At 32.1% G+C, this 16830-nt stretch carries 14 protein-coding genes and 2 pseudogenes; all 16 read left to right on the top strand.

All coding sequences use genetic code 11. From position 1 onward, the window contains the following. Positions 1-113: 113 nt before the first annotated feature. Positions 114-1919 carry a translation elongation factor 4 gene (gene lepA, locus B2671_RS15980; protein WP_346871295.1) on the top strand — a complete coding sequence of 602 codons (1806 nt, stop codon included), beginning with the start codon at positions 114-116 and terminating at the stop codon, positions 1917-1919. Between the two features lie 237 nt (positions 1920-2156). Further along, a complete protein-coding gene (gene hemW, locus B2671_RS15985) occupies positions 2157-3284 on the top strand; it encodes a radical SAM family heme chaperone HemW (RefSeq protein WP_346871296.1) in 1128 nt (375 codons plus the stop codon). Positions 3285-3493: 209 nt separating this feature from the next. Beyond that, positions 3494-4509, top strand: a pseudogene (hrcA, locus tag B2671_RS15990) (heat-inducible transcriptional repressor HrcA). Positions 4510-4576: 67 nt separating this feature from the next. Continuing rightward, positions 4577-5203 (top strand): nucleotide exchange factor GrpE, encoded by a 627-nt coding sequence (gene grpE, locus B2671_RS15995; protein WP_346871297.1) that lies wholly within the window; start codon positions 4577-4579, stop codon positions 5201-5203. A gap of 96 nt (positions 5204-5299) precedes the next feature. Continuing rightward, positions 5300-7159: a molecular chaperone DnaK gene (dnaK, locus tag B2671_RS16000; protein ID WP_346871298.1), complete on the top strand. Its 1860-nt coding sequence runs from the start codon at positions 5300-5302 to the stop codon at positions 7157-7159. A 166-nt stretch (positions 7160-7325) separates the two neighbouring features. Then, positions 7326-8450, top strand: a complete 1125-nt coding sequence (dnaJ, locus tag B2671_RS16005) for a molecular chaperone DnaJ (protein WP_346871299.1) — start codon at positions 7326-7328, stop codon at positions 8448-8450. A 412-nt stretch (positions 8451-8862) separates the two neighbouring features. After that, positions 8863-9732, top strand: coding sequence for a YitT family protein (locus B2671_RS16010; RefSeq protein WP_346871300.1), 870 nt, complete (start codon positions 8863-8865; stop codon positions 9730-9732). Positions 9733-10008: 276 nt separating this feature from the next. Continuing rightward, positions 10009-10944, top strand: coding sequence for a 50S ribosomal protein L11 methyltransferase (prmA, locus tag B2671_RS16015; RefSeq protein WP_346871301.1), 936 nt, complete (start codon positions 10009-10011; stop codon positions 10942-10944). A gap of 26 nt (positions 10945-10970) precedes the next feature. Further along, positions 10971-11723 carry a 16S rRNA (uracil(1498)-N(3))-methyltransferase gene (locus B2671_RS16020; RefSeq protein WP_346871302.1) on the top strand — a complete coding sequence of 251 codons (753 nt, stop codon included), beginning with the start codon at positions 10971-10973 and terminating at the stop codon, positions 11721-11723. Position 11724: 1 nt separating this feature from the next. Continuing rightward, a complete protein-coding gene (gene mtaB / locus B2671_RS16025) occupies positions 11725-12993 on the top strand; it encodes a tRNA (N(6)-L-threonylcarbamoyladenosine(37)-C(2))-methylthiotransferase MtaB (protein WP_346871303.1) in 1269 nt (422 codons plus the stop codon). Between the two features lie 109 nt (positions 12994-13102). Continuing rightward, positions 13103-13447 (top strand): histidine triad nucleotide-binding protein, encoded by a 345-nt coding sequence (locus B2671_RS16030; RefSeq protein WP_346871304.1) that lies wholly within the window; start codon positions 13103-13105, stop codon positions 13445-13447. A gap of 147 nt (positions 13448-13594) precedes the next feature. Next, on the top strand, positions 13595-13771 hold the full coding sequence (rpsU, locus tag B2671_RS16035) for a 30S ribosomal protein S21 (protein WP_035128888.1): 177 nt from the start codon (positions 13595-13597) through the stop codon (positions 13769-13771). 21 nt (positions 13772-13792) lie between these two features. Continuing rightward, complete coding sequence (locus B2671_RS16040; RefSeq protein WP_346871305.1) at positions 13793-14242, top strand: GatB/YqeY domain-containing protein; 450 nt, start codon at positions 13793-13795, stop codon at positions 14240-14242. Between the two features lie 112 nt (positions 14243-14354). Continuing rightward, positions 14355-14645 carry a sporulation protein YqfC gene (gene yqfC / locus B2671_RS16045; protein WP_346871306.1) on the top strand — a complete coding sequence of 97 codons (291 nt, stop codon included), beginning with the start codon at positions 14355-14357 and terminating at the stop codon, positions 14643-14645. Beyond that, positions 14632-15801 carry a sporulation protein YqfD gene (yqfD, locus tag B2671_RS16050; protein ID WP_346871307.1) on the top strand — a complete coding sequence of 390 codons (1170 nt, stop codon included), beginning with the start codon at positions 14632-14634 and terminating at the stop codon, positions 15799-15801. Before yqfC ends, yqfD begins: the two co-directional genes overlap by 14 nt. A gap of 14 nt (positions 15802-15815) precedes the next feature. Beyond that, a pseudogene (locus B2671_RS16055) lies at positions 15816-16830 on the top strand (phosphohydrolase); the annotation flags it as partial.

Consider the following 16830-nt stretch of genomic DNA (forward strand, 5'->3'; position numbering starts at 1 on the left):
CTAAGAACTCTGTTTACTTTGGTTTATTATCTAATTGAGTATAGTTGATAATTAGATTAAAAAGAGTGACTTTAATAAAGAGTTAATATAAATTTACGGGGGTATTTGAGTAGATGCAGACTAACAGACAAAAAAACATAAGAAATTTTTCAATAGTAGCACATATAGACCACGGCAAGTCTACTTTAGCAGATAGATTACTTGAAAAAACAGGTACTTTAACAGCTAGGGAAATGGAAGCCCAAGTACTAGATAATATGGAATTAGAAAGAGAAAGAGGAATTACAATCAAGGCTCAAGCAGCAAGACTTATACATAGAACAGAAGAGGGCGAAGAGTATATTTTAAATCTAATAGATACTCCAGGTCACGTAGACTTTAACTATGAGGTTTCAAGAAGTTTAGCAGCTTGTGAAGGAGCTGTATTAGTTGTGGATGCAACTCAAGGTATACAAGCACAGACCCTTGCAAACTGTTATTTAGCCCTAGATCATGATCTTGAAATTGCTCCAGTTATAAACAAAATAGATCTTCAAAGTGCAAGACCTGATGAGGTTAAGCAAGAAATTGAAGATGTTATTGGAATTCCAGCAGATGATGCACCATTAATATCTGCTAAAACAGGGTTAAATATAGAGGATGTAATTAAAACTGTTATCGATAAAGTGCCAGCACCAGAAGGGGATGAAGAAGCTCCTCTTAAGGCGTTAATCTTTGACTCTTACTATGACTCATATAAAGGTGTAGTAACCTATATCAGAATATTTGATGGGGTAGTAAAGCCAGGAACTAAAATTAAATTAATGAACACCAATAAAGTCTATGATGTAACTGAGGTAGGAGTATTTACTCCAGGTCCATTAAAGGTGGATGAACTTAGAGCTGGAGACGTTGGATATTTAAGTGCAGCTATTAGAAATGTAAAAGATGCTAGAGCTGGAGATACCATCACAGAAGCAGGAAGACCAGCAGCTCAACCTTTAGAAGGATATAGACCAGCTATACCTATGGTATTTAGTGGTATATACCCTGTAGATGGAGCTAAATATGAAACCTTAAAGGAAGCTCTTGAAAAGCTACAGCTTAACGATGCGGCTTTATCCTTTGAACCAGAGACATCTATAGCTTTGGGTTTTGGATTTAGATGTGGATTTTTAGGATTGCTTCACATGGAGATAATTCAAGAGAGAATAGAGAGAGAGTTTAATCTAGATATAATTACCACTGCACCTTCTGTTGTTTACAAAGTAGCTAAAACTGATGGGGAAATTATAGAGATTACAAACCCAACTAACTTACCAGAGCCAAGTGAAATATCGTATATGGAAGAGCCAGAGGTTAAGGCTTCAATAATATCACCTTCAGATTATGTAGGAGCAATTATGGAGTTATGCCAAGAGAAGAGAGGAACATTCATAGATATGCAGTATATCGAAGAAACTAGAGTTGTAATTAACTATGATATTCCACTTAATGAAATAGTCTATGATTTCTTTGATGCTTTAAAATCTAGAACAAGAGGATATGCATCCTTTGACTATGAACTTAAAGGATATAAGAGAACTCAACTTGTTAAGCTTGATATACTTCTTAATGGAGATGTAGTGGATGCACTATCTATGATAGTACCAGCAGATAGAGCTTACCACAGAGGAAGATCCATGGTAGAAAAGCTTAAGGAGATTATTCCAAGACAAATGTTTGAAATTCCAATTCAAGCAGCCATAGGAGCTAAAATAATAGCTAGAGAAACTGTAAAAGCTATGAGAAAAGACGTACTTGCTAAGTGTTATGGTGGAGATATCTCAAGAAAGAAGAAACTTCTTGAAAAACAAAAAGAAGGTAAGAAACGAATGAGACAAGTAGGAAGCGTTGAAGTTCCACAAGAAGCATTCATGGCAGTACTTAAAGTTGACTAGATAGTAGTACTTATAATTAATTAATTTATTAATGTTATGAAAATTCTTCTCCATGCCAAGGTTAATCCCTAGGAAACTAAATTTCATTTTAGAAATTTATGATTGTTTCTACGGTGATTACCTTTTGGCATTACGAAGAATTTTCAGAAGTTAATAAAGTAAATATAAGTTACACTAAATAATATAACCATATTATATAGTGTATATAAAGATAGTGGATATTAAAGGAGAAGAAAAATGGATACAGTGGGATTATATATTCATATACCCTTTTGTAAGATGAAATGTCATTACTGTGATTTTCCTTCCTATAGTGGTAAAGAAAATTTAATGATGGATTATGCTAAGGCATTGAGTGAGGAAATTAAAGTTTCTTGCCAAGATAAAATTATAAGCACCATATTTATAGGTGGGGGAACTCCCACCTATTTGTGCATTGATGGGTGGAAAATTATAGAAAAATTTTTAGGGGGATTAAATAGGATAGAAGAAGGTTTTGAGTTTACCATAGAGGGAAATCCTAGGACCTTTAATGAGGAGCAACTAAAAATTTTTAAGGCTATGGGTGTAAATAGAATTTCTATGGGACTTCAAGCAGTGCAACAGTGTCACCTTACTTCGCTGGGACGAATCCATTCCCTTGAGGACTTTAAACATAGCTATGAAATGTTAAGAAATTTTGGTTTCAATAATATAAATGTAGATTTAATGTTTGGACTTCCAAATCAAAGTTTAGCTCAGTGGAAGGAAACTTTAAGTCAGGTTGTAGAGTTAAACCCAGAGCATATTTCTTGCTACAGTTTAATCATAGAAGAAGGAACTAAGTTTTATAATCTTTATGAAAAGGATAAATTAATTTTACCTGATGAAGATGTGGAAAGGGACATGTATGCTGAAGCCATTAATTTTTTAGAGATAAAAGGATATCACCAGTATGAGATTTCCAATTTTGCAAAGGATGGATTAGAGTGCAGGCATAATAAAATATATTGGAATTTAGAAAATTATATTGGTTGTGGCTCAGCTTCCCATTCCTATGTTAATGGTATTAGGTATAGAAATGAAGAAAAAATAGAAACCTATATTATGTCTATGGAAAATAAAAGCTCTGCAGTGGTGGAGAGTAATGAAAATTCCTTAAAGGATAATATAGAAGAGTTCATGTTCTTAGGATTAAGAAAAATAGAAGGTATAAGTATAGAAGAATTTAAAAGAAGGTTTAACATCTCCATTTTTGAAAAATATAAAGAGGTTATAGATAAGTATGTAAAGTTAGATTTATTAAATTTAAAGGGAGATAGATTATACCTTACTAAAAGAGGTATAGAACTGAGTAATCAAGTTATGTCAGATTTAATCCGATGACCACCAGCTCATACTCCCATCTTTTTCAAAGTGGGAGTTAGATCTGGTACGTCCCTGGATAACGATTTCTAAGCTTCGAAGAAGCTAAGAACTCTGTTAATTTTGTAAATAATTTATGAATCATATTGACATTGAATTTTATAAGTGATATATATTAAATATAGTCATTAGCACTCGTGAGTAGTGAGTGCTAACAAAGAGGTGATAACATGGATATGGATGAAAGAAAGATTAAAATCTTGCAGGCTATAATAAATGATTATATAACTTACGGAGAACCTGTAGGTTCAAGAACCATATCTAAAAAATACGATTTAGGAATAAGTTCAGCTACTATTAGAAATGAAATGGCTGACCTTGAAGAAATGGGATTTTTAGAACAACTCCATTCATCCTCTGGAAGACGACCTTCTGATAAGGGTTATAGACTTTATGTAGATAGACTTATGACCCCTAGCAGACTTACAGAAGAAGAGCATGAAACTATAAGACATGACTTGATAAAGGACACATCTATAAGTNNGATAGTATAATTAAGGGTGCTATAGATGTACTTTCTAATATAACTAGACTAACTTCTGTAGTGAAAGTTGCTTCTGTTAAAAAGTCGAGTATTAAGTATATAAAGTTATTAGCGATAGAAAAGCACATAATTTTATCTACAATAATAACAGACAATGGTAATATAAAAAATAATACTATTAGAGTAACAAATCCAGTAGATGACAATAAGCTAGTAAAAGTAAATAATGCTCTTAATAGACTACTTGTAGGGATTAGTATAGAACAAATTACTCTAGATTTCCTTGTTAATTTGAAAAATGAATTAGTTGGTTACGAAGAGATATTTGACTGTATAATTCCTGTTCTTCATGAAACACTGGTGTTGGGAGATTATGGTGAGATCTATACTAAGGGTGCTACAAATATATTTAACANNGCAAAGGCATTTTTAGGGTTAGTAAATAATGAAGAAAACCTAAATGAAATTCTTAGTAAAGGAAACAAAGAATCTTTATTTATTAGTATAGGAGAAGAAAACTTTGTGGAGTGTGCTAAGGAGTGCAGTATAATCACTGCTAGCTATAGTTGTAATGGACGTATTATGGGTACCATAGGAGTTATAGGACCTACAAGAATCCATTATGATAAAGTTATAGCTGTTCTTGATACTGTGGTTAATGAGATAAACGACAAGATCTCTAGCATATATGATCCAGATTAACTATGGGTTTATATATATTCAAAATTCAAAGTAAATGAGATAAGCATTTAGATTGGAGGAAAGAGCATTGGAAAATAATATGGAAGAAAACCAAGAGCTAGATAAAAAAGATATGGAAGATAATGCGGATGAAATTTTAGAAAATGATCCTTCTGAAAAAGATCAAAATCAAGAGGAAGGCACTTCTGGTGAAGAAACCTCAGAGGTTAAAGAGGAAGATGATAAGGAAGATGAGATGAAAAAATTCAGAAATCGCAAAGAAGAAATTAAAGAGCTTAAAGAAGAAAATGATTCTTTGAAAGATAAATTATTAAGAACTGTAGCTGAATATGATAACTTTAGAAAAAGAACCTCTAAGGAAAAAGAAAATATATATACAGAGGCTTGTGCTGATGTATTAAAGGAAATACTACCTGTATTAGACAATTTAGAAAGAGCTGTTGCAGTAGATGGTAGTGCAGAAGATCTTAAAAAAGGTATTGAATTAACTATAAATCAGTTTACAGCTTCCTTTGAAAAGCTAGGCGTTGAAGAAATCTCATCTGATGGAGAATTTGACCCTAACTTCCATGATGCAGTAATGCATATAGAAGATGAAAACTTAGGAAAAAATCAAGTAGCTGAAGTATTCCTAAAGGGTTATAAAAAAGGCGATAAAGTATTAAGACATAGTATGGTTAAAGTAGCAAATTAATCTATGATTTATAAAGATTTCAATCTTTAATTAAAAATAAATGTATATAGTAAATTAAAAGAAAATAAATGTATTAATTTATAGGAGGAAATTACAATGGCAAAAATTATAGGAATTGATTTAGGAACAACAAACTCTTGTGTATCAGTTATGGAAGGTGGAGATCCGGTTATAATACCAAATGCAGAAGGTGCTAGAACTACTCCATCAGTAGTATCTTTCTTACAAGACGGTGAAAGACTTGTTGGTCAAGTAGCAAAAAGACAATCAATAACAAACCCAGATAAAACTATAATCTCAATTAAAAGAGAAATGGGAACAAATCACAAAGTAAATATAGATGGAAAAGAATATACTCCACAAGAAATATCTGCAATGGTACTTCAAAAATTAAAAGCAGATGCTGAGGCTTACTTAGGAGAAACAGTTACAGAAGCTGTTATCACAGTTCCAGCATACTTCAATGATAGCCAAAGACAAGCAACTAAAGACGCAGGAAGAATAGCAGGTCTTGATGTTAAGAGAATCATAAACGAGCCAACAGCTGCATCTCTTGCTTATGGTCTTGACAAAATGGATACAAACCAAAAGATATTTGTATATGACCTTGGTGGTGGTACTTTCGACGTATCTATCTTAGAGCTTGGAGATGGGGTCTTCGAAGTTAAATCTACAAATGGAGATACTCGTCTTGGTGGAGATGACTTTGACCAAAAGGTTATGGATTATATAGCTGAAGATTTTAAAGCTTCTAATGGAATTGATTTAAGAAATGATAAAATGGCACTTCAAAGATTAAAAGAAGCTGCTGAAAAAGCTAAAATAGAATTATCATCTTCTACTCAAACAAACATCAATCTTCCATTTATCACAGCTGATGCTACAGGTCCAAAACATATAGATATGAACCTAACAAGAGCTAAATTCAATGAGTTAACTCATGATTTAGTACAAAGAACTATTGAGCCAATGAGAAAAGCTCTTCAAGATGCTGAGCTTTCAATAGGAGAAATTGACAAGGTTGTATTAGTTGGTGGATCTACAAGAATCCCAGCTGTTGTAGAAGCAGTTAAAAACTTTACAGGAAAAGAACCATCAAAAGGAGTTAACCCAGATGAATGTGTTGCAGCAGGTGCAGCTATTCAAGGTGGAGTTTTAACAGGAGATGTTAAAGATGTATTACTTCTTGACGTTTCACCATTAACATTAGGAATTGAAACTTTAGGAGGGGTTGCTACTCCATTAATCGAAAGAAATACAACAATTCCAACTAAGAAGAGCCAAGTATTCTCAACTGCAGCAGACGGTCAAACATCTGTTGAAATTCACGTAGTTCAAGGTGAAAGACAAATGGCAGCTGACAACAAAACTTTAGGAAGATTCACTCTTTCTGGAATTGCAGCAGCTCCAAGAGGAATTCCTCAAATTGAAGTAACTTTTGATATAGATGCTAACGGTATAGTTAAAGTTTCTGCTAAAGATAAAGGAACTGGAAAAGAAGCTAATATAACTATCACAGCTTCAACTAACTTAAGTGATGATGAAATCCAAAATGCAGTAAATGAAGCAGAAAGATTTGCAGAAGAAGATAAGAAGAGAAAAGAAGCTATAGAAGTTAAAAACACTGCAGATCAAATGGTTTACCAAACAGAAAAAACTTTAACTGACCTAGGAGATAAAGTTTCTGCTGATGATAAAGCTAAGGTAGAACAAAGAATCCAAGTATTAAAATCAGTTAAAGACGGAGAAGATATAGAAGCTATTAAAAAAGCTACAGAAGAGTTAACACAAGAATTCTACGCTGTATCTTCAAAGGTATACCAAGCTGAAGGCGGACAGCCAGGAGCAGAAGGTTTTGATCCAAACAACATGGGTGGAGCAGCAGGAGCAGGAGCTCAAGATGCACCACATGATGATAATGTTGTAGATGCAGATTTTAAAGTAGATGGAGAATAATATTCATTAAATTAGTTAAGGGATGATGAAACACTCATCCCTTAAAACTGATTTTAATGTTAAGTTTTAATGTGAAATTTTAATGTTCCCATTAATACATGGTTGCAATTATACATAATATATCTTAATATATTATTCGAAGTAAAATAGGTGGTGAATTTTAAATATGGCTAATAAAGATTATTATGAAGTACTTGGCTTAGATAAAAGTGCCAGTGATGATGAGATAAAAAAGGCTTTCAAAAAGGCTGCTTTAAAGTATCATCCAGATAGAAATCAAGGAAATGCTGAAGCAGAAGAAAAGTTTAAAGAAATAAATGAAGCATATCAAGTTTTATCAGATCCAGAGAAGAAACAGAGATATGATCAATTTGGTACTACAGACTTTAACGGAGCCCAAGGTTTTGATGGATTTGATTTCGGTGGAGGTTTTGGAGGCTTCGGAGATATTTTTAGCGATATCTTTGGTGGAGGATTTTCCTCTTCATCTAATAAAAATGCTCCAAGAAAGGGTGCAGATTTAGAATTTAATTTAAACTTAACCTTTGAAGAGGCTGTATTTGGCTGTGAGAAGGAAATTAAAGTTACTAGAAGAGAAAAATGTGAAACTTGTGGAGGCACAGGAGCTAAAAAAGGTACTACTCCTAAAACTTGCTCTAAGTGTAGTGGTAGAGGTAAGATAAATATTCAAAGAAGAACTCCGTTAGGAGTGATTTCTACAACTACAACTTGTGATGCTTGTGGAGGTAAAGGTACTATAATAGAGGAATCATGCTCAACTTGTAGAGGAACTGGGAAAGAAAGAAAAACTAGAAATTTAACAGTGAATGTTCCAGCAGGTGTTGATACAGGTAATGTAATGCCACTAAGAGGACAAGGTGAAGCAGGAGAAAATGGAGGTCCAGCAGGAGATCTTTATATAAATATAAGAGTTACATCTCATAGTATATTTAAACGTAAAGGCTTTGACATCCACATGGAAACTCACATATCCTTTGCGAAGGCTGCTCTTGGTACAGACATAAAGGTTCCAACAGTGGATGGAGATGTTACTTATAAGGTTCCAGCAGGAACTCAACCTGGAACTGTATTTAGATTAAAAGCTAAAGGGGTTCCTAGAGTTAACTCTGCAGGTAGAGGAGATCACTATGTTAAGGTAATAGTAGATGTACCAAAATCTCTTAATGAGAAACAAGCAGAAGCTCTAAGAATGTTTATGGAGGCTAGTGGAGAAGCTCCAGAAACTACTGCGGAAAAGAAAAAACACAAAAAAGGAATATTTGGAAAGTAATAAAGAGGATTAATTAACCTACAAATATTTTTAATATAGCTAAAGTCTTGTAACAGTTGGTATAGGACTTTAGCTATTTTTAGTGCTTATATATTCTATTACTGTAATTATCAATAGAGTCAATTTAAATCAAAGTCTTGAAATTAAGTATATTAATGGTGAAATTAACCATTAGCGAAACAGAGATAACAATACGAATATTTTAAAAATTTAATAATTGACTTTTTTAGACAAAATATTTATAATATTACTGTAGAATTTAATGATATTTTAGGGTTTATTGCGCTTTTATTACTAGTGGTGTAGAAGTTAAGTTTTTTAGTGGATGTAAACCTTTTATTCATGTCTAAATTATGTTACTTTCTACAAAATCATAAGATATAACTTTAATAAAGAGGTTGGAGGCAATAACATGAAAATTGAAAAACAAAAGATCTATGACATTACCATTGATACCTTCTATGACATCATTGGTAGTATACTTTATGCTGCTGGTATTTATACCTTTGCATTATCAGCTAACTTTGCTCCTGGTGGAATTTCAGGTTTATCAATAATTATAAACTTTTTTACTAAAATGCCAATAGGTGTATGTAGTTTATTACTTAACATACCAATAATAATAATTAGTTATAAAGTGTTAGGAAAATGGTTTTTAGTTAAATCTCTAAAAACCATGGTAATTTCAGCCTTCTTTATGGATGCAGTGTTCCCACTTATCCCAATTTATTCAGGAAATCCTATACTTGCAGCTGTGTTTGCAGGAGTACTATCTGGAGCTGGACTAGCACTCATATATATGAGAAATTCATCTACTGGAGGAACAGACTTTTTAATTCTTTCTGTAAGAAAAAAAGCACCTCACCTATCTATTGGGCAGATTACAATTGCTATTGATGGTTGTGTTATTCTTCTAGGTGGATTAGTATTTGGAACTATTGATGCTGTTTTATTAGGAATTATTATGACTATATCAAGTTCTACAATTATAGATAAGATTATGTCTGGTTTTGAAGCAGGAAAAATGGCAATGGTAATAACTAATCATGGAAAGGAAATTGCAGATGTCATTGGAAAGGAAGTTGGACGAGGAGTAACTATAATGAATGTTACTGGTGCTTTTTCAGGAGAGAGTCGTCAAATGTTAATGTGTGCTTGTAGTAAATCTCAGGTATATAATTTGCGTAGAATTGTAAGTACCATAGACCCAACAGCAATGACTATGATTTCTTCCTTTGATGAAGCCTTTGGTCTTGGATTTAAAGATAACCTAATTGACTAAGGCTCTATAGAACAATAAAATAATAGGTTCTGTTGAAAATACAGAGCTAAACAAAACTCTTTCTTGCAATAGAAAAGATTCACTATTGAAAAGGAAGAGTTATTTTGTTATTTTGAAATATGTAATTACACAATAAAGATTATTTAGTGTATAATAAATTTTGTTATAATACCATAGACATCTTTTAAATTAAGGGCAATAATATTAATTAAAACTTATTAACTATTGTTCATATAACTTAAGTATAATTTATATATAGATATGGAGGAAGTTGAAATGGATCAGGATTGGATTGAAATAACGGTACTTACAAGCAGTGAGGCTACAGAAGCTGTGGCTGGTTTTCTTTATAACTGTGATGTAGAAGGAGTTTCCATAGAAGATGTGGCAGATGTGGAATTTAAGAAGGAAAACTTGGGCTTTGCAGATTTTATAAATGAGTCAGTTTTAACTATTGAAGAAGGGGCTATGGTTAAAGGGTACTTTAAAGATAGTGAAAACTTTATGAATACACTAAACTACATAAAGGAAAGTGTAGATAAATTAGGTGAATTTGGCTTTGATAAAGGTGAAGGCATAGTAACCTATCATAAGGTAAATGAAGATGATTGGGCAAATAACTGGAAACAGTACTATAAACCAACTAAGGTTGGGGAGCACATTGTAGTAAAGCCTACATGGGAAGATTATGAAGAAAAGCCTGGAGAGGTTGTAGTAGAGCTAGACCCAGGAATGGCCTTTGGAACAGGAACCCACGAAACTACAAGAATGTGCATAAAAGCACTAGAGAAGAAAGTTAAGAAAGATACCACTGTATTTGACATAGGTACTGGTTCAGGAATATTATCTATAGCTGCAGCTAAATTAGGAGCAAAACATGTAGTAGGAGTAGATTTAGACCCAGTAGCTGTAGAATCTGCAAAGAAAAATCTAGAGTTCAACAAGGTAAATAACATCGAAATTCTTTATGGAGATTTAATGGAAGTAGTAGAAGGTAAAGCTAATATAGTAGTAGCTAATATCTTAGCTGATATAATCATGTTTTTAAGTGAAGGTGTAAGAGCCTTTATAGAAGATGAGGGATACTTTATAGCTTCTGGTATCTTAAACACTCAAAGAGATAAAGTAACTGACAAGTTAAAGGCCCTAGACTTTATAATTGAAGAAGTCATGGAAGATGGAGAATGGATTTGTATTATTGCTAAAAAGTAAAATTGTGTGATGGGAGTATAATTAAAATGCATAAATTTTTTGTGGAAGATAATAGCATAAATGAATCTCTGTGCATCATTGAAGGCGATGATGTTAAGCATATATATAAGGTGCTTAGACTTAAAGAAGGGGATAAAGTAAATATCAATAACTGCAAGGGTGTTGAATATATAGGAGAAATTTTAGAGGTAAATAAAAAAGAAGTAAGAGTAAACCTAATTGAAAAGGTTCCTTTAAATAATGAAAGTCCTTTAAGAGTTCAGCTTTTTCAAGGATTACCAAAGGCAGCTAAAATGGATTTAATAGCTCAAAAGTGTACTGAGCTAGGAGTCAGTGAAATCACCCCTATAATTACAGAGAGAGTTGTAGTTAAGGGCAATGAGTCCTCAGAATTTAAAAAGGTGGATAGATGGAATAGAATTGCATTAGAAGCTTGTAAACAAAGCAAAAGAAGTATAATTCCAACTATAAACCAACCTATAGATTTTAATAACCTAAAGGAAGAGATAAAGAACTTTGATTTAGTCATAGTACCCTATGAAAATCAAGAAAATCAAGGAATAAAATATGTAAAAAACCAAGTATCAGATAAAAATATAGAAACGGCAGCCATTATCATAGGACCTGAGGGTGGCTTTGAAGAGTATGAAATTCAGGCATTAAAGGATGCTGGAGCATTTATAGTAACCTTAGGGCCTAGAATACTAAGAACGGAGACTGCTGGATTTGTAGCTCTTAGCTTAATTATGTATGAGCTTGGTGACTTAGGAGGAAATTAAAATGAAAGTAGCACTATATACACTAGGATGTAGGGTTAACTCTTATGAATCAGAAGCCATGGCAGAAAAATTCATAAAAGAGGGATATGAAATTGTAAGTTTTGATGAATTTTCAGATGTGTATGTTATAAATACCTGTACAGTAACTAACATGGGAGATAAAAAGTCAAGACAGATGATAGGAAGAGCAAGACGTCATAATCCAGAGGCTATAATAGCAGTAGTTGGATGCTATTCACAAATAGCTTCCGATGAAATAGCACAAATTGAAGGTGTAGATGTAGTATTGGGAAGTAGAAATAAAGGAGACATTGTTTACTGGGTTAATAGAGCAAGAGAAGAAAGTAAGCAAGTAGTAGAAGTTAAAGATGTACTTAAAAACAATAAATTTGAACAGCTAGCTATAAGTGAATATCAGGATAAAACTAGGGCCTTTTTAAAGATACAGGATGGATGTAATAGATTTTGTTCATACTGCCTTATTCCTTTTGCTAGAGGGGGAGTTTGTAGTAAAGAACCTGAGAAAATATTAAAGGAAGTAAAAGAACTAAGTAGAAATGGTTTTAAAGAAATAATTTTATCTGGAGTTCACACTGCTTCCTATGGAGTAGATTTAGAAGGTAATTGGGATTTAGTTAAAATCCTAGAAGAGATAAATAAAATAGAAGGAATAGAAAGAATTAGAATAGGTTCTATAGATCCAACCTTCTTCACTGAAGGGGTAATAGAGAGAATCTGTAACCTACAAAAGATGTGTCCACATTTCCATCTATCCCTTCAAAGTGGCTGTGATGCAACTATTAGAAGAATGAATAGAAAGTATACAGCACAGGAATATAAGGATGTAGTAGAAAATCTTAGAAAGTATATGAAGGACGTGTCTATAACTACAGATATAATTGTAGGTTTCCCAGGGGAGTCTAATGTTGAATTTGAAGCTACCTATGAGTTTTTAAAAGGGATAAAACTAAGCAAAATGCATATCTTTAAGTATAGTAAAAGAACAGGAACTAAGGCAGCGGAAATGCCTTTCCAAGTAGATGGTCTTATAAAGGAAGAAAGAAGTAAAAAGTTAATAGAACTAAATAATGTCTTAGAAGTAGAATTCATGGAGAAATTCATAGAAAGAGAAATGAGAGTACTTTATGAGGAAGCTATAAGTGGAAAAGAAAACACTTATGTAGGATATACAGAGAACTATATAAAAGTAATAACAGAAAGTGATGAAAACCTAGAGGGCAAAATAGTGCCTACAAAACTTNNAATATAGATACACTAACATGGATTTTTAGAGTATAATATAAGATATGAGATATCATATTATACATTATAGGAAACTATAAATGTAGGTTTTTACTACTGAGAATGGAGGTGAAAAGATGTCAGATTGTTTATTTTGTAAAATTGCAAAGGGTGAAATTCCTTCAACAAAGGTCTATGAAGATGATAAGATATTAGCATTTAATGACATAAGTCCTGAAGCACCTGTGCATATTCTTATAATCCCAAAGGAGCACATAAGCTGCGTTAATGATATAAATTATGAAAACAGTAGCATTATAGCTCATATTTTCGCCATCATACCAGAACTAGTAAAAAAGTTAGGAATAGATAAAAGTGGATATAGAGTTGTAACTAACACCTTAGACCATGGAGGTCAGACTGTTCCACATTTACATTTTCATTTGTTAGGTGGAAGAAATTTAAAATGGCCACCAGGCTAAAATTAAGGACTAAAAATATGTAAATAAAACTAATGAAAATCTTGACATAAGTTAATGTGAATTGTATAATTGAAAATGTGCTATTTAGGCCTCGCATTGGCTACTTTTAATTAAAATTAAATTGAGCTAGCGGAGGGAGGGATATAAATGTCAGAGATAAAAGTTGGAGAAAATGAATCATTAGAGAATGCATTAAGAAGATTTAAAAAGAAATGTGCAAGATCAGGTGTGCTTTCAGAAGTTAGAAAGAGAGAACATTACGAAAAACCAAGCGTAAAGAGAAAGAAAAAATCAGAAGCTGCTAGAAAAAGAAAATTTAAGTAGAATTTGAAAGAAGGTTTATTAATGTCATCCATTAGGGAAACATTACAGGACGACTGGAAAAATGCTATTAAACAAAGGGATAAGTTTAAAGCAAATGTAATAAGCATGGCTAAAGCTGCTGTTTTAATGGTTGAAAAATCAGGGGCAGGAGAAGTAGATGATAGTAAAGTCATTGAAATTTTAGCAAAGGAAGTTAAACAAAGAAGAGATTCTTTGGTTGAGTTTGATAAAGGAAATAGACAAGATTTGGTTGATCAAACAAAAGCTGAAATCGAAATCTTATTACAATACCTTCCTCAGCAGTTAACGGAAGAAGAAATCCGAAAAATTGTTCTGGAGTCAGCCGAAAAACTTGGTACTAGTAGCATTAAAGATATGGGAAAACTTATGGCAGATGTTAGACCTAAGGTAAATGGTCGAGCAGATGGCAAAGTAGTTAGTCAAATAGTAAAAGAATATTTGAATAAATAAAGAACTCAGTTTACTGAGTTCTTTTTATTTTAAGTAATTTATCATGAAAAGAAATCATAAAATTTAAAAGAGAAACTTTGTAAGTAAAAATTATGATTTAGAGGTGATGAAGTTGAGTGATAAATTAGTGAGGGTAAAGGAAAAAGTCATTTATGGATTAGACTTACCAGTAGATGTAGCCCTTAGTTTACCTAAAATAATAGTGATAGCAAGAAAAGAAGTAACAGTAGAGAATCATAAAGGGATAATAAAATTTAGTGACAGTGAATTAGTTATAAATACAAGTATTGGACCTTTGAAAATTTTAGGTGAGGATTTTGAAATTATTTTTGTAGGAGGTACCACCATAACTTTAAGTGGAAATTTTAAATCTATGGTGTATGAAAACTATGAAGAAGATTAATAATTTTAATAAAAGCTATATAACTGTTCAAGTAGATTCCCTTGAAGGAGAAAAAATTCTCAATTATCTCTGGAATAAAAATGTAAGTGTAAAAAATATAAAAAGAAATAATGCCTTTTCTATAACACTAGAAATATCAATATCAGATTATCTTCATTTAAAAGAAGCTGTTAAAAAAGTAAAGGGAAAAGTGAAGATTTTGCATCGTAAAGGGATAAACTTTTTTTATCTTAGATTAAGTACTAGGAAACTTTTAATTGCAGGTATTGCTGCATTTTTCGTTATTTTATACTATTTGAGTAGCTTTATCTGGAGTGTAGATATAAATACAGATAAATATCTAGCTCCCCTTGAAGTTAGAAATATACTGAAAAGCTATGGAATAATGGTTGGAAGTAAAAAGGGTTCAATAGATGTTCTAAAAGTTGAAGAAAAGTTAGTTGCTGATATAGATGAAATAATGTGGGTTAAAGTTAGAATTGAAGGTTCTATGCTCAGTGTAGATATAGTAGAGAGGCAAGAACCACCAAAGATAAAAGAAAAGGAGTACACAGGAGATTTAATAGCTAAAAAAAGTGGAGTTATAAATAGAATATATACTAGCGCTGGAACTCCTGTGAAACAACTTGGCACAGTAGTTGATAAAGGTGAGTTAATTGTAAAAGGTCAAGAAGGAAAAGAAGGCATGGAGTTCTCTGTAAAGGCTGAAGGAAAAATATATGCTACTACTTTTTATGAAGAATTTACAAAGGTACCTATATCTATTACCTCAAAAAGAAGAACAGGAAATAAGCAGGTACGATATGGAGTAAATGTAAACAATAATAAAATTTATATTAAGAAATCATTAAATAACTATACAACTTATGATAAAATAGAAGAAAACTGGGGCATCTTTATAAAAGAAACTTATTATGAAACAGAAGAGGTGGAAGAAGCTACTGACACTGACACTGTAATAAAGGAATTACAAAACAAAATTACATTAAATTTAGATAGAGGAGTTAAAATACTAGAGATAACTCCAGAAGTTAAAAAGCAAGAGAAGGAATATGAAATTAGAGTATTAGTTACTGTAGAAGAAGACATAGCAGAAAGTCAAGTTGTAGCTACAGAAACAGAAAGAGAAAAGGAAGATGAATCCCCTGAGACTTAAAAAGAGGTGTAAATATGGGACATAAAAAAAGATTATCAAGGATAAGATTTCCAAGAGTAAAACCCTATATTACTTTTATAATTACAACTTTAATAGTTTATTTGATTTTAAGCACTGTAGTAGTAAGTAAAAAATATAACCTTCAAGTAGGTGAAATAGCTAAATTTGATATTAAAGCACCAAGAGATGTGGAAGATAAGGTAGCAACTCAAAAAAGTATTGAAGAAGAGCTAAAACACGTACAAGAAACCTATACCTATGATGCTAATATAAGAAAGGGTGCTTTAGATAATATAAATAAACTTTTTGAATTAGTTAAAAAGATAAATTCTGAAAATCCTCCTTATAATTCTTCTAGTGAAGATGATAATGAAAAAATTAAGTCAGAACAGGATAAAATCAATGAGATAAAGCTGAAAAAATTAAAAGAGGAAAGTGTTATAAAAAATCTTTCTACTGAAAACTATGGATTACTTTTATCCTTAAATGATACTGGATTAAATAGCCTAAATGAAGAGATAGTAAAATGTATGAATAATTTATATGATACTACCCCTATATACGAGAATAAACCTCAGGATATAGTTTCAGCACAAGGATATATAACCGCCTTCTTTAATAATACTAGCTATGCTAAAAATGTTAAGGATTTAGCTATGGCCATAGGTTATTCACAAACTAAGGCCACCTATTTTGTAGATCATGAAAAGACAGAAGAAGCAAGACAAAACATAACTAAAAATGTAACACCTGTAATCTATAAAAAGGATCAAACTATAATAGCAGAAGGTCAACCTATTACTGAATCACAAATTGAGCTTCTAAATGACTTAGGCCTTCTAGATAATGATAAATCTACAGGCATTTATATGAACCTAGTTTTACTTCTAGTTGTTGCAGGAGTATTAGGATTACAGTGGAGATATATAAAAGAAAAGCGTAGAGACATATATGAAGATAATAGTAAGGTTATACTGATAAACCTACTGACAGTACTAACTGTAGTATTAGCTAGGATATCTATTCTCA

The organism is Clostridium sp. UBA5119 (assembly GCF_002414285.1).
GTDB classification, from domain to species: Bacteria; Bacillota; Clostridia; order Clostridiales; family Clostridiaceae; genus Clostridium_J; species Clostridium_J sulfidigenes.